Below are 18,738 nucleotides of genomic sequence, written 5' to 3'. Positions count from 1 at the left end.
CTACATCTCTCGTCACCATTGCTACCGTCTGCCACCTCGGGGTGGAAACGCTTACAGCGTATCGCGAAGACGGCCCCGGATCACGTGGACATTCACTCCCTGCGCAACAAGGCGCGCGTCCCCAGCAGTTTCCGGGAGGTCAGCAGCACCTTGACGTGCCTGCTGCCGTTCGATTCGAGTTCCTCGACTGCACGGCCGAACTCGTCCAGCGCGAACGTCGCGGTGTGCAGCGGCGACGCGTCCACCCTCCCCGACTCGAGTAGTTCGGCCGCCTCGACGAAGTCCTGCCGGACGTAGTTGCGGCAGGCCACGACGGACAGTTCGCGGGCATAGAGCGCGCTGTAGTCCAGGGTCAGTTCGTGCCCGGGTTTCGCGGACGCGATCGCCACGTAGCGGCCGCCGGGTGCGAGGACCCGCAGCGCCAGCCGAGACGATTCCTCGGTGCACACCGTGTCGTAGACGAGGTCGACCGAGTCCGTCCGCTCCCGGAGCCAGCTCTCGAGCGCGTCCCCCGAGTCGGTCGTGAAGTCGCTCATCCCGCATGCCAGGGCAGGCTGTTCACGTTCCGTGTAGCGATCGACACCGAACACCCGGACGCCGCGACTCCGGGCCACCAGCGTGGTCGCGAGACCGATCGCACCGGTCCCGATGACCAGCGCGGTGTCCCCCTCCGACGCGCCGCCGCGCCGGACCACGTGAACGCCGACGGCGAGCGGTTCGACGAGCGCCCCGAAACGGTCCAGCACCGAGTCGCTCACCGGCACGCACTGCGCCTCGGGAACGACGAATTCCTCGCTGAAGCACCCGCGTGGGTCGGACAATCCGAACACCCGGATGCTCGGGCAGTTGTTGATCCTGCCGTCGCGGCAGGCGCGGCACAGGCCGCACCCCGTTGTCGGGTAGACCATCACCGGCTGACCGACCGTGAGACTCGTGCCCGGACCCACCCGCGACACGCGTCCGGCGCATTCGTGGCCCAGCACCGTCGGATATGCGGCGACGGCGTTCCGGCCACGCAGATGCGACAGGTCGCCGCCGCAGATCCCGGCCGAGTCGAGAGCGACGAGCACCTCCCCCTCGCCTGGCGGCGTGACGTCACCGTGGTCGAGGCGATACTCGTTCGGGCCGTCGACCCGAATACTCAAGACTGACATGCGCTTTCCCTTTCCTCGGAGACGGTGATCGTGATCGGCGTCGCGCCGGCTGCGGCGGACCGGTAGGCGGCGTCGATCACGGACTGCACGGGCAGCCCGGACCGGGCGTCGGACAACGGTGCCGCGCCTGCCGCCCAACTGGTGAAGACGTCGTCGTACAGCGACCGGAACCACGCTGTCATGGACAGCGGGTCCGGCCCGGACGCGTCGACGTGCCCGTCGACGAGTGGGCGGACGCCGTCGCCGATCTGGACGAGCGAATCACCCACCAGCCGTAGCTGTCCCGCGTCGCCGTAGAGGTGGATCGTCTCGGCTCCACCCGGCCACGCCGCCGTGCTCGCCGTCACCGACGCCGTGTGCGTGCCGTGGTCGATCAGGAGGTGAATCGTGTCCTCGGCCTCGAGCCGGCCTCGGCTGGTGGAAGCCGTGGCCACGACACTGCGCGCGGGGCCGGTCAGCGACAGGTAGAGGTCGAGGGTGTGGATGGCCTGGGTGATCAGCACGCCGCCGCCGTCGCGGTTCCAGGTGCCGCGTCCGGCCTCGGCGTAGTAGGAGTCGGGGCGCCACAGCGGGACGGTGACGGTCGCCGAGCGGAGCGCGCCGATCGCGCCGTCCGAGAGTAGCCGCCGCGCGCGACGCGCCGCCTCCTTGTAGCGGTGTTGCAGCGTGACCGCGGCCCGCACGCCGGACCGCTCGGCGACGTCGACGATCGCCTGAGCTTCGTGCAATGACGCCGCCAGCGGTTTGTCGATCACCAGGTCCAGGCCGCGCTCGGCCAGTGCCGACGCGACGGCCAGGTGACTGGACGGCGGCGTGACCACCACCGCCGTGTCGGCGTCCAGGGCTACTGCCGCATCGAGGCTCGGGAGTATCCGTGCCTCCGGTGCCAGCCGGCGTGCGGCCGCCGCCCTCGTCTCGTCGCGCGTCACCACACCGACCACGTCGGCGCCGACAGCCCGGAGAGCCGTGAGATGCGCGGCGCTCGCGAGGCCGGCACCGACCACCACGACACGACGGGTCACGATGCGGCCTCGGCGGTCTGTCGCGAGCCCACGCTCCGGCCGAGGGTCTCGGGAAGCAGGGCGATGCCGATCAGCCCGACCACGCTCAAGCCCATGAGGTAGCTCGCGACGAGCCAGGGCGTTCCGCCCGCGACGGCGACGAGGGCGGTGGCGACCAGCGGGATCGTGCCGCCGACCAAGGCGGCCGGGATCTCCCGGGAGATCGCGATACCGCTCCACCGGATCTTGGTGGGAAACAGTTCGGAGAGCAGCGCACCGCCCGGACCGGACGTCGTGCCCTGGACGAGGCAGATGCCGAGGATCAGCGCCAATCCGACCATCCACGGCGACCGCGTGTCGAGCATCATGAACATCGGGAACGGGAACACGATGCCGAAGACGGCGCCGGACAACAGGACCGGCTTGCGGCCGATCTTGTCGGCCAGTCGGCCGAACCCGATGATGACGGGGATGGCGCAGAACTCGGCGACGATCAATCCGATCAGGGCCTGGGTGGAATCGACGCCGAGGGTCTTGGTCACGAACGAGAGCGCGAAGACCTGCATGACGTAGGCCCACGGGATCACGAAGCTGAACAGGGCCAGCCCGCACAGGATCTGCCGCCAGTGGTTTCGGACCGCCTCGACCAGCGGGGCGCGGTCCACCTCGCCGTGCTGCGCGGCCTCCTCGAACACCGCCGTCTCGTTCACCTTCAGCCGCAGATAGCCGGCCACGAGAACGATGACGGCGCTGGCCAGGAACGGAATTCGCCAGCCCCAGGACAGGAAGAGGTCGTCGGGCATCAGCGTGAGCAACGCGAAGATCATGGTGGCGCCGCCGGTTCCGACGTAGATCGCGGCCCCCGGATACGCACTGGAGAGCGCTCGCCGGGAGCTGTCCGTGGATTCGGTGACCATCGTGATCGCCCCGGCGAACTCGGCGCCCGCGCCCGCACCCTGGAACAGGCGGAGGACGATCAGGAGAATCGGCGCCCAGATACCGATCGAGTCCGCGGTGGGCAGCGCACCGATCAGCGTCGTCGAGGCGCCCATGACGAGCAGGGTCATGAGGAGCATCGGTTTGCGGCCGAGCCGATCGCCGAAGTGGGCGAAGACGAGTCCACCGATCGGGCGGGCGCCGAGCCCGACGGCGAACGTCCCGAAGGCGGCCATCGTGCCGGCGAGGGAACCCGCCCCGGGGAAGTAGAGGGGCCCGAAGACCAGGGCGGCTGCGAGACCGTAGAGCGTGAAGTCGTACCACTCGATCACGGTTCCCGCCGCGCTCGCCTTGATCACCCGGCGGCGTTGCTGCCCTGCCGACCCGTGCGGCACCGCGGTCGACCGCTCGGTGCCGAGTTCGGTCATGCCCATCGAGAACTCCTGACTGTGAAGGGAAACTGCCGGAACCCGACTACTATGACCCACGTCACCGATTTTGTAAACGCTTTCTCGTTGTGCGGCAGGATTCCCGTTTTCACAGTTCACAGCTATGTGCTCGACGTTTAGCGACTAGACCCGGTCAGATACCGCTTTCATTTCGCTGACGGTGCGGCTCGCCACGCGGTCAGGCGGGACCCATGTCCGCCGATCGCCAGTGCTCGGGGCGGAGATAGATGGCGACCTGTTCGCCGAGTTCGGCCCGGGCGAAGTCGAGGTAGGCGTCGACCTTCTCCGGCGCGAGGTAGCGCTCGGTGATCTCCCGCAGCTGGGCGTCGGTTCCCGGGACGCTTCGCGTCACCGAGCCCTCGACGGAGACGTATCGGACGGTGGGGTCGACTCGTTCGACCATCATGGTGAATCGCCCGGCCGCCTCGATGAGGCGCGCCTTCTCCGAACCGGCGCCGGTCAGTACCCACAGATCACCACCCGCGGCGTACTGATACCAGATCGGGACCGTCAGAGGTCCGCGGTTCTCACCAGCGGAGACCGACAGCGCCGCGATGTGCGGCTCGGACAGGAACTGTTCGCGCTCGGACACAGACAATGGCATGACCTCGACGATAGGAGCCCCCACCGACAGGTTCCGGAGCCCCGCAGCGGCGCGGCGGACCGATTGAATGGAACCTGGCGGTTCGAAACGGTTAGATGGGACCTGAGGTTCCGGACAGTGCAGCGTCGTACGTCGAAGTGAACGGAGACACAGATGCCAGGCCCAGTCGCGAGATTGGCACCCCAAGCAGTCCTCACTCCGCCCAGCCCTGCCTCCCTGTTCCTGGTGCTCGTCGCCGGGGACTCCGACGACGACCTCGCGACGGTGTGCGACGTGCTCTCCGGTATCGACGGACCGCTCAAGGCGGTGGGATTCCGCGAACTCGCCGGCTCCCTGTCCTGCGTGGTCGGTGTCGGTGCGCAGTTCTGGGACCGCGTGAGCGCGTCGTCGAGGCCGGCGCGCCTGCATCCGTTCGTCCCGCTGTCCGGACCGGTCCACAGCGCGCCCTCCACGCCGGGTGACGTCCTGTTCCACATCAAGGCCGCCCGCAAGGACCTGTGCTTCGAACTGGGGCGCCAGATCGTCTCCGCACTGGGCTCCGCCGCCACCGTGATCGACGAGGTGCACGGCTTCCGCTACTTCGACTCCCGCGACCTCCTCGGATTCGTCGACGGCACCGAGAATCCCACGGACGACGACGCCGCGGACGCCGCACTGATCGGCGACGAGGATCCCGACTTCCGGGGCGGCAGTTACGTGATCGTGCAGAAGTACCTGCACGACATGAGCGAATGGAACACGCTGAGCACCGAGGAGCAGGAACGCGTCATCGGGCGCACCAAGCTCGAGAACGTCGAACTCGACGACGACGTCCAGCCCAGCAATTCGCACGTCACCCTCAACACCATCGTCGACGACGACGGCGTCGAACACGACATCCTCCGGGACAACATGGCATTCGGCAGCCTCGGCGAGGCTGAATACGGTACCTACTTCATCGGGTACGCCAAGGATCCCGCCGTCACCGAGCTGATGTTGCGACGCATGTTTCTCGGTGAGCCGCCCGGCAATTACGACCGCATCCTCGACTTCTCCACGGCGGCCACCGGCACGTTGTTCTTCGTGCCGAGCCGGGACGTGCTCGAATCGCTCGGCGACGAGCAGGCCGATGCGGAGTCGGCACCCGAAGACCCGGTCGAGCCCGACGCGGCCGGCCCGTACGACCTGTCCCTGAAAATCGGTGGTCTCAAAGGAGTATCGCAATGAGTGATTCGAGCAATCTGCACCGCAACCTGGCACCCGTCACCGAGGTTGCCTGGCAGCAGATCGGCGAAGAGGCCGCCCGCACGTTCAAGCGGCACGTCGCGGGCCGACGCGTCGTCGACGTCGCGGGACCGTTCGGATACTCCTACTCGGCCCACAACCTCGGCCGGGTCACCCCGATCAAGACGTCGGACAGCAGGATCCGCGCGCAGCAGCGGCAGGTCGACCCGCTCGTCGAACTCCGGTTCCCGTTCACCCTCAGCCGCGCCGAGGTCGACGACGTCGCCCGGGGTTCCCTCGATTCCGACTGGCAGCCCGTCAAGGACGCCGCGAAGGCCGTCGCGTTCGCGGAAGACCAGTCGATCTTCCAGGGATTCGACGAGGCGGGCATCCGCGGACTCGGGCCGTCCAGCGACAACCCGGTCCTCAGCCTGCCGGAGGACCCGCTGCTGATCCCCGACGCCGTCGCCTCCGCGCTGTCGGCGCTGCGACTCGCCGGTGTCGAGGGACCGTATTCGGTGGTGCTCGACGCCGACGCGTACACCGCGGTCAGCGAGACCCGCGACGAGGGACATCCCGTGTTCCACCACCTGCGCGACCTGGTCACCGGCGACATCATCTGGGCACCCGCCATCAGCGGCGGGTACGTGCTGTCCACTCGCGGCGGCGACAACCAGCTGACCCTCGGCACGGACCTGTCGATCGGCTACGACAGCCACACCGCCACCGATGTCACGCTCTACCTCGAAGAGACGTTCACGTTCGCCTCGCTCACCGCGGAGGCGGCGGTCGTCCTCGCGCGCTGACGCACGCCGGGGCCGTTAGCCGCCGAACAGCAGGTACAGCCCACCGAAGGTGTACGTGACCATCGTGAACAGCAGTGCCAGCTGCCCGGTGAGCTGATGACCCCGCGGCAGGACCTGCACGGATTTGTCGTGTGCCGCAATCACTCCGAGGACATGTCCCGCGAGGACGCACAGTACCTTGATCGACGCCGTCGCGGCCGGATGCTCGGACAGCACGTACCAGACGTCGGCGTCGCCGAGCCCCAGCGGGTTCCATCCCCGCCCCATCGGGTCGGCCAGCAGGATCACCGTCGCCTGCCCCTTCTCCACCAGATACGTCAGATAGTGGGCGAAGACGTAGCCGATGATGATCGGGATCAGCGAATGCGACAGCAGCCCCGGGAGGGCGGCGCGCTGCTCGGGCCGTAGACCGCCCGTCGCGCGCGCAGCCAACCAGAACGACACCCCGACGAAGCCGATGAACACCAGCAGCCCCGCCGTGCGCGCGAGGGTGGCGCCGATCGGCGAACCGATTCCGTCCACCAGCCGTGACCACCACGGGAACGCCGAGAAACTGTCGAAGGCCGTGGACCCCAGCAGCGTTGCCATCAACGCGACCGAGCCGGCACGGACGGGCATCGATCCCAGGTGGTCCAGCGGATTGCGCAGCACGATCCGGCCGTCGTGCCGATCCCGGCTCAGCGGAGACAACCGCGACGCCAGCGTGCTGTACACCTCGAACGGATCGCCCCGCTCACACCAGCGTTCGCCGCACGCGAAGGCCCCGGCCGTCGTGACCACGACGTAGACCAGCAGCCAGGTGCGCACAGCGGCAACGGAACCCGGGTCGCCGGAGGCGAGTTCGAGCCAGACGAAGGCGAACAGGCCGGCGACCGCGGGCCGGTATCCCCACGAGTTGCGGTACCGCGCAGTGCCTTCCGTCGGCGAGCGGCCGATCACCGCGCACACCGATCGGTGAAGTGTGCGGACCGGGGAGAGCACCCGCCACACCGGTCCGAACGCCAGCGACACCGCGACCAGTCCCACCCAGAGCAGCACGTAGAACACACCCGGCAGTGCATTCTCCGAGGATGCCCCGGGTCCGAAGAAGGCCGCCAGCGCCACCCACACCGCGAACACCACACCGAACGCCGCCAGCACGTTCCGCGTGATCGGCGCATCGGCGAACTGCGTCACCCAGCGCGGCAGCCTGCGACCCGGACTGTCCGGATCCAGCTTCGGCGTGCGCCACGCGAACGCCAGGACCACGAAGGAGACGGTGAGCGCCCAGCTCGCCCCGATCAGCGCATACGTGAACGGGATCGGAAGGTCGGTGGATCCGCCGAGGCCGTGCGCGAGAACAGCGGTCATGGACGCACGAGCAGGGTGGCCACCGTCTTACCCGTGTCGTGCAACTCCATCGCCACCTGGCCCGGAACATCCACGGAGAACTGGGTTTCCTGGGTTCCGGGGTGAATCTCGAACGAATGCTCCGGCACGGCGTGCACGTGCAGTTCGTCGTCGGCGTCGCTCTCGATCCGCACGGTGATGGTCTCCCCCACCGTGGCCTCGATGCGCTCGTTGTCCGGTGTGACCGATCCGCCCCCGATCACGACGTCAATTACGACACCGTCCTCCGTTGCCGGAGTGTCGACGTCGCCACCACATCCCGACACCAGGGCGACCACGACAGCAGGTACCACGACAACTCCGGCCAACCGCCTGATCACCTAATTCTCCTCGTCTTTCTCACTCGGGCCGTGTTTCGCACTCTCGGCATTCTCGGCCGCTTCCGCCTTGCGGTCCCGGACCGCCAGATAGATCACCAGGCCGGCCACCAGGAAGGCCGGGACGAACGCGGGAATCGCCAATAGCACCGAGTGATCGGCGAGATAGACGACGTCCGGGTCGTTCACCGGGTTCATGTCACCTTCACGTCCTCACGGGTTCCGCTGGTCGCCTGCCCCTGCGTGTACTTGCTGATCCGGCCCGCTCCCCACGCCAGCGCGGTGATCAGCGCAAGAGTGCACACGAGCACGACCAGCGACGCGGCACCGAACAGCCAGGACGGGTGATCGAAGTTGCGCTCCCGCTGCAGGATGGTGATCTCCGGGACGAAGTCGCGGGTCGAGGACGCGATGGCGGGGAGTTCCTCGGCGCCGATGCCCGGGTCGCTGGGCAGGTAGATCGGGACGGCCGTCATCGTGCGGCCGTCCTGCACGCGCAGCAACGTCTTCCACGTTCCGTGGACCGGCACCGGTTCGTGAGTCCGGTAGGTGCCGGGCCCGGTGCGTTCGAGTCGGTCGACCGTGAATCCGTTGCCCAGTCCGGGGCCGCCCTGCCAGGACAGAATGGACACCCAGGCGGGATTGTCGCCGGCGAGATCGGGTGGGTCGATGCGAACCTCCGCGTCGACCATCCGGCCGCCGTCGGGGGCGGCCTCCGTCAGAGCGATTGTCGCCGTGGCCTTGTCCGGAACCGTAGCGACGAGGCCGTTGGCCGTGGCCCCGGCGATCACCACGACCGTGGCGACGACGATGGTGCGGCTGATCGCGGGACGCGGAAGCCCCTCGGATCGGAGTACCCGCCCGAGCAGCGCTCCGCAGGCCCCGGCCGCGATGCCCACGGGCACCGCCATGGCCAGCGCCTCCGGCCACATGCTGGTGGGCCAGGGGTAGATGTACACGGCGTCGATCCACAGCGACTCGAGCCACAGCCCGACCGTCGCGACGAGTAGTCCGCCGACGGCACCGAAGGCCACCCGGTTCTTGATCAGCGGTGTCAGGGCGAGCAATTCGATCAGCACTGCGGCGCCGAGGCACAGTTCGAACACGTTCGTGGGGGCGCCGAGAACCGGCCCGACCATCAGTGCCGTGATCGCGCGCACGACGCCGGCCACCGCCACGGCCACGATCGCCGCGAAGGGTCCGAGAACGATGCGGGCCGCCACCAGGGTGAACGCGGCAGCGCCGGCGATCATCATCGGTTGCAGGACGAGGCGGAACTGTTCGACGCCGAAGTCGTATTCGATCTGGAAGACGGACAGGCCGATGAGCAGGCCACCAAATGTGCCGCACCGCAGGAACCAGATCAGCCTGCTGTCCTGCTCGGTGTCGCCGGGGGTCGCCATCCGGCCCTCGTAATCGAGGAGCAGGACGCCGATCAGCGACAGTCCCGCACCGCCGATCAGCATCAGGTGCGTCGGCCCCCACAGCGTGACGTCCTGACCGAAGACGCGATGCCAGACGTCGTCGAGCGGGAAGCCGATGAGGGCGTACAGCCCGGCCCCGGCGACCAGGACGCCGCCGACCGGGACGTACCAGGTGCGGGTGATCTTGATCGCCGCCGGACCGGGCTTCTCGTCGCGCGGCAGGATCATCGCCAACATTCCCGTGATGAACAGCAGGAAGAGTCCGACGAGGATGAAGTAGTGCGCGGGGTTCGCGAGCGGCCCGTCGTCGCGGCCTCGCCCGATGTGCAGGCTGACGTCCCAGATGAAACCGAAGAACGCCGTCAGGATGGTCCCGACGAAGGTCACCAGGGGCAGGGCCACCCACGGGGGCCGGTCGAGCGCGCGCGCCGCCGTGTCGGCGGTCGTCTGCAGCCACGTGATCTTGCGTGTGCGGTGCAGGTACGCGATCCACAGTAGACCGACGGTGATGATCGCCGTCGCCACCGAGATTCCGATGATCTGGTCGAACGCCGCACCGCCACCCTCTCCGCCCGATTGGGCAAGAATGGGTGAACTCGGAGTAACAGTAACTTGGCTCACGTGGTGATTATGTGCGCCTCGTGCCGAAAAGGCCAGACCCCAGAGGCGGAAAGCATCGGTCCGTAGGCAAATCTATTCGGATCTGCGATCAGACGTAGATATGGCTAGATTCCTCTAGCGACGCCTCGACCAGCGATAACTGCCACCGGCCGCACGGGCAGCCGAGGTACGTGACGACCCCCGTGCTCGTCCGGTGCCGAGATACTTCCTGCCAGTCGTGTTCGTGATGTTCGCTCATGCACCCAGCGTGATGTAATGGCATTGTGCATCTCAACCCTTACGGCGAATACGCGGTCACACTCGCCGCCGACCTCGCCAATCACAAGCCCGACTCGACCGGCGAACTCGTCGACCGATGCGTCGACGCCGGCATCATTGTCGACTTCCCCGTTACCGACGACGACCTCGCCGACGTGCTCGCGATGCTCGACCGGTGGGCATCCATCGCGGACACCACCAGCGACGAGGCGCGGGCCGAACAGGTCAACCTCATGCTCACGAAGGCATCCGCCTACCCGCGACTGACCAATCACGCCGGCGACGGCTGGCATCTCCACTACCGCGACGACCAGCAGACGCTCGCGGGCGTGCTCGAGGCGCTTTTCTCCGTCGGCACCGCACTGCACCTCGTCGGCCGCGGCATGCACCGGCTCGGCCGCTGCGCACTCGAGGAGTGCACCGCCATCTACGCCGACACGTCCCGCAACGGCCGCCAGCGGTACTGCTCACCGAAGTGCGCGAACCGGGACGCCGTTCGACGCCACCGGGCGCGCTGACCCGTATCGCTCAGTGCGGGAAGTCCTCTCCGGTGAACTCCCGCTTCTCCACGAGCACCAGCCAGTGCGGGGCGGTCTCACACCATCTCCGCAGGCTGTCACCGTCAGTCCGACGGCCAAAATGTTCTTCGCCGCGTTCACATCCCGGTCGTGGACGGTGCCGCATCGGCACGCCCACTCCCGCACGGTCAGCGGCATCGTCGACGCGAGCACCCCACACACCGAGCAGGTCTTCGACGAGGGATAGAACCGGTCGATCACCACCACCCGCCGCCCGTACCAGTCGGCCTTGTACTCGAGCATCGACCGGAACTCGGACCAACCCGCATCCGAGATCGCCCGAGACAACGACCGATTCTTGACCATGTTCCGCACACTCAGATCCTCGATGGCGATCACTTGGTTTTCGCGCACCAGCCGAGTGGAAAGTTTGTGCAGATGATCGCGACGCCGATCGGCGATCCGACCAAAAATCTTCGCGATCTTCAGTCGGGCCTTGGCCCGGTTACGGGATCCCTTCTCCTTCCTGGCGAGCACCCGCTGCGCCTTCGCCAACCGCGCACGGTCCCTGCGCTCGTGACGCGGGTTGGTGATCTTTTCCCCCGTCGAGAGCGTGTACAGGCTCGTGATCCCGGCATCGAGTCCGACCACCCGATCGGCCGGTTCGAGTTCGGGAATCGTGTCCTCGACGAGAATCGAGACGTGGTATTGACCGCGTGCATTGCGTGACACCGTCACCTGCGACGGCACTGCCCCCTCCGGGAGCGGCCTCGACCACCGAACATCCAGCGGTTCGGTCTGCTTGGCCAACCGGATCTGCCCGCCGCGGTAGGTGAAGCAGTTCGAGAAGTAGGTCGCCGACTCCTTCGACCGCCCCTTCTTCTTGAATTGCGGGTATCCGGTCTGCTTGCGCCAGAACCTGTCGAACGCACCCTGTAACTGTCGCAGCGACTCCTGCAGCGGCCCCTTCGACGGCTCCGACAACCACGCGGTCTCGGTGTCTCGCTTCCAATCGGTGAGCATCTTCGACGTGTCCGCGTAGGTGACCCGTCGCTGCTCCTGCGACCAGGCACGCGTCCGCTCGGCCAATGCCCGGTTGTAGACATACCGGGTGCATCCGAACGTTCGAGCTAGCTGTTCCGCCTGCACCGCGGTCGGATAGAAGCGGTACTTGTACGCCCGCTTCACCACCCTCCCCGCCATGACCGAAGACACTAGCCACACGGTCCGACAAAACCAGATCGGCTATCCCGGACCTGAAGGACCGGGTATGCGCCGAAAGACCCACGGATTACCGCCTCGATGCCGTAATGCCGTCGGCTGCGTGAACTCGACGACCCTGGCGACCAAATCCCGGTACGTCTCGTGACAGTCGGTGGTGATCAACCCGAATCTGCCCATCGTCCCGCTCTCGAGCGACCGGCGGACCGCGTCTGCCGTGTCGGCGTCGAGGGGGCGGCGCTTCTCCGAAATTGCGGCGGTCACCGGCGGTCGCTCAGCCGTGCATGAACACGTGGCACCCAGGATGCGCGGCGCCCCGTGCTCGGCGAACTTCGCCTGACACACCGACGGCGACGCGCCGACCAGCTGACGGAATTTGGCACCGAACGACCCGAGGCTGGTGTACCCGACGAGGCGGCAGATCTCGGTGACCGTCAGGTTCGCGCTCGCCCGACCGCCGCCATGCCCCCAGTCTGACAGCGGCTACCGACTCGAGGACAGGAACGCCGTCGACCCGGACAGGTCGCCGGGGCGGTGACTGCGCGACTGCACCAGCCCCCGTCGTTCGAGGATCGGCCGGACCCCTTCGCCGAAGTTGAAGGCCTCTTCGAGGTGCGGGTAGCCGGAGAGGACGAAGTGATCGAGTCCGAGCGCCGCGTACTCGGCGATGCGGTCGGCGACCTCCTCGTGGGAGCCGACCAGTGCGGTGCCGGCGCCGCCGCGGACCAGCCCGACACCGGACCACAGGTTGGGGGCCACCTCGAGGGCGCGTGCTCCCGCGTCCTTCGAGTAAGCGCTCCCACCGCCGTGCAGTTCACGCATGCGGCGCTGGCCTTCCGACCCCGACCGGGCCAGACTCTGCTGCGCCTGCTCGACCGTTGCCGGGTCGAGGGCGGAGAGCAGCCGGTCGGCCTCGGCCCACGCCTCCTCGGACGTGTCACGGCTGATCACGTGCAGCCGGATGCCGTAATCGAGCGTGCGGCCCTGGACGTCGGCGAGGTCGCGGATCCAGGCGATCTTCCCGGCGACGGCGCTCGGCGGTTCACCCCAGGTGAGGTAGGTGTCGGCGAACTGGGACGCGACGGTGCCCGCGGCCGGCGACGACCCGCCGAAGAAGATCGGCGGCACCGGGTCGGGGATGCGCTGCAACTGGGCGTTCTCCACCCGGATGTAGTCGCCCGCGTAGTCGACCGGTCCGGTTCCCGCCCACAGCTGACGGATGGCGTCGAGGAACTCGCCGCAGCGGGCGTAGCGCTGGTTCTTGTCGAGGTAGTCGCCGTAGGTGCGCTGCTCGTGGTCCTCGCCGCCGGTGACGACGTTGAGCAGCAGCCGCCCCTGCGACTGCCACTGGAACGTGGCCGCCATCTGTGCGGCCAGCGTGGGGCTGAGCAGGCCCGGCCGCAGCGCGACCAGGAACTTCAATGTCTCGGTGGTCTCCAGCATCATGGCCGTGGTGAGCCAGGCGTCCTCGCACCACGCGCCGGTCGGCGTCAGAACCGACTCGAAGCCGTTCGACTCCGCCGCCGCGCCGATCTGATTGAGGTACCGCAGCGTGGCGGGACGGTCTCCTGCCATGGAACTCCCGTGACCACCCGCCATCAGGTTGCGGGAATCACCGTAGGTGGGAAGGAACCAGTGGAAATGCAGAGACACGCGCGATCCTCTTGTCGACGACAGATGGGTATCACACATCAGTTCATCACCACGGGAGCCGGGGCACGAGGGTTTCGATCACCGTGATCCGGAGTAGTGCCCGACCGAAGCGGGCAGGGTTACGGTCGCCGCGCTATGACTACGCTGTCCGACGCCCCGTACGCATCCTCGACCGAATCCGACCTCGAGCGGCGCAAGCGGCTCCGCACCGTCGTCGCCGCCAGCCTCCTGGGGACGACAGTCGAGTGGTACGACTTCTTCCTCTACGCGACGGCCGCCAGCCTGGTGTTCAACCAGCTGTTCTTCCCCGATCAGAGTTCGTTCGTCGGCACCATGCTGGCGTTCGCCACATTCGCGGTCGGTTTCGTGGTCCGGCCGATCGGCGGAGTCGTCTTCGGCCACATCGGCGACCGCATCGGACGCAAGAAGACGCTCGCGCTCACCATGTTCATCATGGGCATCGCCACCGCTCTGATGGGCGTGCTGCCCACCGCCGCGCAGGTCGGGGTGATCGCGCCGATACTGCTGCTCCTGCTGCGCATCCTGCAGGGATTCGCACTGGGCGGTGAATGGGCGGGCGCCGTACTCCTCGCCGTCGAACACAGTCCCGCGAAGAAGCGCGGCATCTTCGGCAGCATCCCCCAGATCGGCCTGGCCCTGGGGCTGGCCCTGGGCACCGGCGTCTTCGCCGCGTTGCAGGTGATCTTCGACGACGCCCAGTTCCTCTCCTACGGGTGGCGGATCGCCTTCCTGCTGAGCCTGATTCTCGTCTTCGTCGGATTCGTGGTCCGGCTGAAGGTCGAGGAGACCCCGGCGTTCCAGGAGGTGCACGACCTCGCGAAGCGCTCCTCCGCTCCGCTGAAGGACGTGTTCCGCGGCCGGGTCCGCCGGGGCACCCTCCTCGGCCTGCTCTCGCGCTGGGGTGAGGGCGCCGCGTTCAACACCTGGGGCGTCTTCGCGATCACGTACGCCACCAAGAATCTGGAGTTCGCGAAGATCCCCGTCCTCCTGGTCGTCACCGTCGCCGCAACGTTCATGGCCGTGCTCCTGCCGTTCTCCGGCCTGCTGGTCGACCGCTACGGCGCCAAGCGGATCTACCTCATCGGGATCGCGGCCTACGGGCTCGCGGTCTTCCCCGCGTTCGCCTTGTTCGGCACGGAGAATCTCATCCTGTTCGGTGTGGCGATGGTGCTCGTGTTCGGCGTCATCCACGCCCTCTTCTACGGCGCGCAGGGCACGCTGTACGCGAGCCTGTACCCCACCGAGATCCGCTACACCGGCCTGTCCGTGGTGTACCAGTTCTCCGGGATCTACGCATCCGGCATCACGCCGATGATCCTTACCGCCCTGATCGCGGCCGGCGGTGGAACTCCCTGGCTGGCCTGCGGATACCTCGTCGCCACGTCGGTGGTCAGCGTCGTGGCGACGGCCCTGATCCGAAAGCAGGACCTCTACCTCTGAGATTGCCCGAACGGGCTCTGACAGTCACGTCCGATACACCGGTGTATCCGATACGCTAGTGTATCGACGGCTGCTGTCGACCCGATCGGAGGAGTGCCCATGCCGACCTCACCGGCCCGCTCCTCCGAGCCTGCCACCGACACACCTCGCCGGGTGACGAAACGGCGAGGCCAGACTCGCCGGCGTCTGCTCGACGCCGCGGTCGAGGTGTTCGCCGAAAACGGCTTCGGACGGTCGACGGTCGAGCAGATCTGCGAACGCGGTGGCTACACCCGCGCGGCGCCTTCTACTCCAACTTCGCCTCGCTGGACGAGATGTTCTTCGCCATGTGGGAACAGCGCTCCAGCGCGATGCTCGCACAGATCCGGCTGGCCGCCGATTCGTCGAGCATCGACCTCTCGGGGCTCACGCCCGCCGAAAAGCTGCGCGCCGGCACCGAACTGGTGCTCGGAGTCGTCCCCGTGGACGACCAGTGGTACCGGATCAACGCGGAATTCACCGCCCACGCCCTGCGCAACCCGTCCCTGAAGAAGGCCCTCGCAGCACGCGAGGGCACGATTCTGGACACGATCGTGCCGATCCTCGAGAAGGCGCTTCACCGCCTCGGGCGGCGCGCCGTCGGCGATCCGCGGGTGCTCGGCCGCGCGCTCGTGGCCCTGCACGACGGCACGAGCGTCCAGTGCCTCATCGAGGACGACGACGCATCCGCCCGGGAACTACGTCTCGAACTGTTCACCCACGTCGTGGCCGCGTACACCGAACCCGACACCACCCACACCCACACACACCGGAAAGAGGGGTCCTCGTGACCGAACAGGCTGATGTGATCGTCGTCGGCGCCGGACTGGCCGGACTCGTCGCCACCTACGAAATGGTCAAGGCGGGCCGGAAGGTCCTCGTCGTCGACCAGGAGAGTTCGGCGAATCTCGGCGGGCAGGCCTTCTGGTCGCTCGGCGGCCTGTTCCTCGTCGACAGCCCCGAACAACGGCGACTCGGCATCAAGGACTCCTACGAACTGGCGATCCAGGACTGGATGGGCACCGCGGCCTTCGACCGCGCCCGCGAGGACCAGTGGCCGCGGCTGTGGGCCCAGGCGTACGTCGAGTTCGCGGCAGGCGAGAAGCGGCAGTACCTCCACGACCTCGGCCTGCGCCTGATGCCGAACGTCGGATGGGCCGAACGCGGACGCGGATCCGCTCTCGGACAGGGCAATTCCGTTCCGCGCTTCCACATCACCTGGGGCACCGGACCGGGTGTCGTCGAAGTCTTCCTCACACGTGTCATGGCCGCGTCGAAGCGGGGCCTCGTCACGTTCAAGCACCGTCACCAGGTCGACGAGATCGTCGTCACCGACGGTGCCGCCACCGGCGTGCGCGGCACCGTCCTGGAACCGTCCACCGAAGCACGCGGCGTCAAGAGTTCGCGAACCGCGGTCGGGGAGTTCGAATTCTCCGCACAGGCAGTAGTCGTCACATCCGGCGGTATCGGCGGCAATCCCGAACTGGTCAAGAAGAACTGGCCCGCGCGCCTCGGTAAGGCTCCCGAGAACATGCTCGCCGGCGTTCCCGCGCACGTCGACGGCCGCATGCTCGAGATCACCGAGAACGCCGGCGGCAACATCGTGAACCGCGACCGCATGTGGCACTACACCGAGGGCATCCAGAACTGGGACCCGATCTGGCCGAACCACGGCATCCGCATCATCCCCGGACCGTCGTCGATGTGGTTCGACGGCAACGGCAAACGCCTCCCCAGCCCCAACTTCCCCGGTTTCGACACCATGGGAACACTCGACCACATCATGAACAGCGGCCACCACCACACGTGGTTCGTCCTCGACCAGAAGATCATCGAGAAGGAGTTCGCACTGTCGGGCTCCGAGCAGAACCCCGACATCACCGGCCGTGATTTCAAACTGCTCGCCGAACGCCTCAAGAAGGGCGCACCCGGGCCCGTCGAGGCGTTCAAGCAGCACGGTGCGGACTTCGTCGTCCGCGACAATCTCCGCGACCTCGTCGACGGCATGAACGCCCTCACCCCCGAGGCACCGCTGAAGTACGAGGACCTCGAACGCGAAATCGTGGCCCGCGACCGGGAGGTGAAGAACAGCTACACCAAGGATTTCCAGATCATGGCGATCCACAACGCACGGAACCTGCTGGCCGACAAGATCACCCGCGTCGTGAGTCCCCACGAGTTGCTCGACCCCAAGAACGGCCCGCTGATCGCGGTCCGGCTGCACCTGCTGACCCGCAAGACCCTCGGTGGCCTCGAGACCAACCTCGACTCGCAGGTGATCAGGCCCGACGGCACACCGTTCGAGGGTCTCTACGCCGCCGGTGAGGTCGCCGGATTCGGCGGCGGCGGCGTCCACGGTTACAGCGCACTCGAGGGCACCTTCCTCGGCGGCTGCATCTTCTCCGGCCGGGCCGCGGGTCGCGCGCTGGCCCGGCACCTGTAGGCGGCTCCGCCGCCCGTGCGCGGTTGACGAGTCCCTGGACTCGCTAACCACTCACGGGCGCGAGCCTCTCGGCAGCCTCGAGTTCGCGGACCAGCGGCAGGACGTTGGCGCCGAAGTACTCGATCTCCTCCTGGAAGTGCAGGAACCCGCCCAGGATGAGGTCGACTCCGCGACGCCGGTATTCGACGATGCGCTCGGCGATCTGCTCCGGCGTCCCGATCAACTGGGAACGGAATCCGTCGTTGTACTGGACGAGATCCTCGAACGTGGAGTCGGCCCACATCCCCGACTTGTCGGCGGTGGACGCGCCGGCCTGCTGGACGGCGGACCTGAATCCCTCGACCGCAGGCTTGTTCGCCTTCTCGATGATTTCGCGGAGGGTGTCGCGCGCTTCCTTCTCGGTGTCGCGGGCAATGATGAATCCGTTGAGCCCGAACTTCACCTCCCGGTTGTGCTCGCGCGCCACCTGTCGCACGTCGACGATCTGTTCCGTGACGCCGTCGTAGTCCTTGCCGTTGCTGAAGTACCAGTCGGAGTACCGGCCCGCGTTCCGCCGTGCGGCGGCGGAATTGCCGCCCTGGAACAGTTCGGGGTTCGGACGGTCGGGCGTGTTCAGCGGCTTCGGCTTGAGGGTGAAGTCGTGGATGCGGTAGAAGTCGCCACGGAAGTCGACATCGTCCTCGGTCCAGATCTTGCGGAGCACCTGCAGGAACTCGGCGCTGCGCCGGTACCGTTCGTCGTGCTCGAGCCACGGCTCGCCGAGATGGGTGAATTCGTCCTTGAACCAGCCGCTCACGACGTTGACGGCGAACCTGCCGTTCGACAGGTGGTCGGCCGTGGCCCCCAGTTTCGCCAGCACCGCGGGCTGCCACAGACCCGGGTGGACGGCGGCGATCACTTTCAACCGTTCGGTGGCCAGCAGCAGTGCGAGGCTGAAGCTGGTCGACTCGTGCTGATACTCGGCCCCGTAGCTGGCCTCGTACCGGACCTGGCTGAGCGCGTACTCGAAACCGTTGTTCTCGGCGGTCTGGGCGAGCTTCTTGTTGTACTCGTAATCCCAGCTGGTCCGCTGTTCGATGTCGGACGTGACGAGCCCGCCACTGACGTTGGGCACCCAGTAGGCGAACTTGATCTGCTCAGCGATGTGTTCGGTTGACATACCCAGCATGCAACCCGCCCACACAGCGCACGCCCACCCTTCCAATCAGTGCGCGTACAACCCTTCACCCCGCTCGTGGGTCCGTGTGAGGTTCGACGGCATG

At 67.3% G+C, this 18,738-nt stretch carries 16 protein-coding genes and 2 pseudogenes; 6 read left to right on the top strand and 12 right to left on the bottom strand.

What is annotated here, in order from left to right; genetic code table 11:
- Positions 1-92: 92 nt before the first annotated feature.
- The 4 genes from OYT95_RS26530 to OYT95_RS26515 form a co-directional block, all read right to left on the bottom strand.
- Complete coding sequence (locus OYT95_RS26530; protein ID WP_037226229.1) at positions 93-1,145, bottom strand: alcohol dehydrogenase catalytic domain-containing protein; 1,053 nt, start codon at positions 1,143-1,145, stop codon at positions 93-95.
- Positions 1,142-2,176, bottom strand: coding sequence for a Gfo/Idh/MocA family protein (locus OYT95_RS26525; protein ID WP_268789570.1), 1,035 nt, complete (start codon positions 2,174-2,176; stop codon positions 1,142-1,144). Before OYT95_RS26525 ends, OYT95_RS26530 begins: the two co-directional genes overlap by 4 nt.
- Positions 2,173-3,525 (bottom strand): MFS transporter, encoded by a 1,353-nt coding sequence (locus OYT95_RS26520; RefSeq protein WP_268789569.1) that lies wholly within the window; start codon positions 3,523-3,525, stop codon positions 2,173-2,175. The genes OYT95_RS26525 and OYT95_RS26520 overlap by 4 nt, the downstream gene beginning before the upstream one ends.
- 193 nt (positions 3,526-3,718) lie before the next feature.
- Entirely contained in the window at positions 3,719-4,144 is a 426-nt protein-coding gene (locus OYT95_RS26515; protein ID WP_112302481.1) for a pyridoxamine 5'-phosphate oxidase family protein, read from the bottom strand.
- A 153-nt stretch (positions 4,145-4,297) separates the two neighbouring features.
- On the opposite strand from OYT95_RS26515, the gene OYT95_RS26510 reads away from it, so the two are divergent.
- A complete protein-coding gene (locus OYT95_RS26510; protein WP_112302480.1) occupies positions 4,298-5,350 on the top strand; it encodes a Dyp-type peroxidase in 1,053 nt (350 codons plus the stop codon).
- Positions 5,347-6,153 carry a family 1 encapsulin nanocompartment shell protein gene (locus OYT95_RS26505; protein WP_005251300.1) on the top strand — a complete coding sequence of 269 codons (807 nt, stop codon included), beginning with the start codon at positions 5,347-5,349 and terminating at the stop codon, positions 6,151-6,153. Before OYT95_RS26510 ends, OYT95_RS26505 begins: the two co-directional genes overlap by 4 nt.
- A gap of 15 nt (positions 6,154-6,168) precedes the next feature.
- On the opposite strand, the gene OYT95_RS26500 is transcribed toward OYT95_RS26505, so the two are convergent.
- The 4 genes from OYT95_RS26500 to OYT95_RS26485 are packed head-to-tail and all read right to left on the bottom strand — an operon-like array spanning position 6,169 to position 9,904.
- Positions 6,169-7,503, bottom strand: coding sequence for a hypothetical protein (locus OYT95_RS26500; RefSeq protein ID WP_268789568.1), 1,335 nt, complete (start codon positions 7,501-7,503; stop codon positions 6,169-6,171).
- Positions 7,500-7,862 carry a hypothetical protein gene (locus tag OYT95_RS26495; protein ID WP_037225801.1) on the bottom strand — a complete coding sequence of 121 codons (363 nt, stop codon included), beginning with the start codon at positions 7,860-7,862 and terminating at the stop codon, positions 7,500-7,502. Before OYT95_RS26495 ends, OYT95_RS26500 begins: the two co-directional genes overlap by 4 nt.
- A complete protein-coding gene (locus OYT95_RS26490) occupies positions 7,863-8,057 on the bottom strand; it encodes a hypothetical protein (protein WP_037225804.1) in 195 nt (64 codons plus the stop codon).
- Positions 8,054-9,904 (bottom strand): hypothetical protein, encoded by a 1,851-nt coding sequence (locus tag OYT95_RS26485; RefSeq protein WP_268789567.1) that lies wholly within the window; start codon positions 9,902-9,904, stop codon positions 8,054-8,056. Before OYT95_RS26485 ends, OYT95_RS26490 begins: the two co-directional genes overlap by 4 nt.
- Before the next feature lie 263 nt (positions 9,905-10,167).
- Here OYT95_RS26485 and OYT95_RS26480 point away from each other — a divergent pair, with 263 nt between their 5' ends.
- Complete coding sequence (locus OYT95_RS26480) at positions 10,168-10,680, top strand: CGNR zinc finger domain-containing protein (RefSeq protein WP_037225807.1); 513 nt, start codon at positions 10,168-10,170, stop codon at positions 10,678-10,680.
- On the opposite strand, the gene OYT95_RS26475 is transcribed toward OYT95_RS26480, so the two are convergent.
- The 3 genes and pseudogenes from OYT95_RS26475 to OYT95_RS26465 all read right to left on the bottom strand — a co-directional run bounded on the left by OYT95_RS26475 (position 10,630) and on the right by OYT95_RS26465 (position 13,554).
- Complete coding sequence (locus OYT95_RS26475) at positions 10,630-11,883, bottom strand: RNA-guided endonuclease InsQ/TnpB family protein (RefSeq protein ID WP_268789566.1); 1,254 nt, start codon at positions 11,881-11,883, stop codon at positions 10,630-10,632. The two genes, OYT95_RS26480 and OYT95_RS26475, sit on opposite strands and share 51 nt — an antisense overlap.
- 292 nt (positions 11,884-12,175) lie before the next feature.
- Positions 12,176-12,348, bottom strand: a pseudogene (locus OYT95_RS26470) (AraC family transcriptional regulator); the annotation flags it as partial.
- A gap of 36 nt (positions 12,349-12,384) precedes the next feature.
- Positions 12,385-13,554, bottom strand: coding sequence for an LLM class flavin-dependent oxidoreductase (locus OYT95_RS26465; protein WP_268789565.1), 1,170 nt, complete (start codon positions 13,552-13,554; stop codon positions 12,385-12,387).
- Positions 13,555-13,689: 135 nt separating this feature from the next.
- On the opposite strand from OYT95_RS26465, the gene OYT95_RS26460 reads away from it, so the two are divergent.
- The 3 genes and pseudogenes from OYT95_RS26460 (at position 13,690) to OYT95_RS26450 (ending at position 17,476) form a co-directional block, all read left to right on the top strand.
- Entirely contained in the window at positions 13,690-15,015 is a 1,326-nt protein-coding gene (locus OYT95_RS26460; RefSeq protein WP_268789564.1) for an MFS transporter, read from the top strand.
- A 99-nt stretch (positions 15,016-15,114) separates the two neighbouring features.
- Positions 15,115-15,824 (top strand): annotated as a pseudogene (locus OYT95_RS26455) (TetR/AcrR family transcriptional regulator).
- Positions 15,821-17,476, top strand: a complete 1,656-nt coding sequence (locus OYT95_RS26450) for an FAD-binding dehydrogenase (protein ID WP_037225814.1) — start codon at positions 15,821-15,823, stop codon at positions 17,474-17,476. Before OYT95_RS26455 ends, OYT95_RS26450 begins: the two are co-directional and overlap by 4 nt.
- Before the next feature lie 43 nt (positions 17,477-17,519).
- Here OYT95_RS26450 and sfnG read toward each other — a convergent pair whose 3' ends face one another.
- A complete protein-coding gene (gene sfnG / locus OYT95_RS26445) occupies positions 17,520-18,635 on the bottom strand; it encodes a dimethylsulfone monooxygenase SfnG (protein ID WP_112302557.1) in 1,116 nt (371 codons plus the stop codon).
- Between the last annotated feature and the right edge of the window lie 103 nt (positions 18,636-18,738).

The organism is Rhodococcus sp. JS3073 (genome assembly GCF_026810085.1).
GTDB lineage: Bacteria > Actinomycetota > Actinomycetes > Mycobacteriales > Mycobacteriaceae > Rhodococcus_F > Rhodococcus_F wratislaviensis.
Note: the sequence above shows the minus strand (reverse complement) of the source record. Positions and strands in the feature narration are given on the sequence as shown.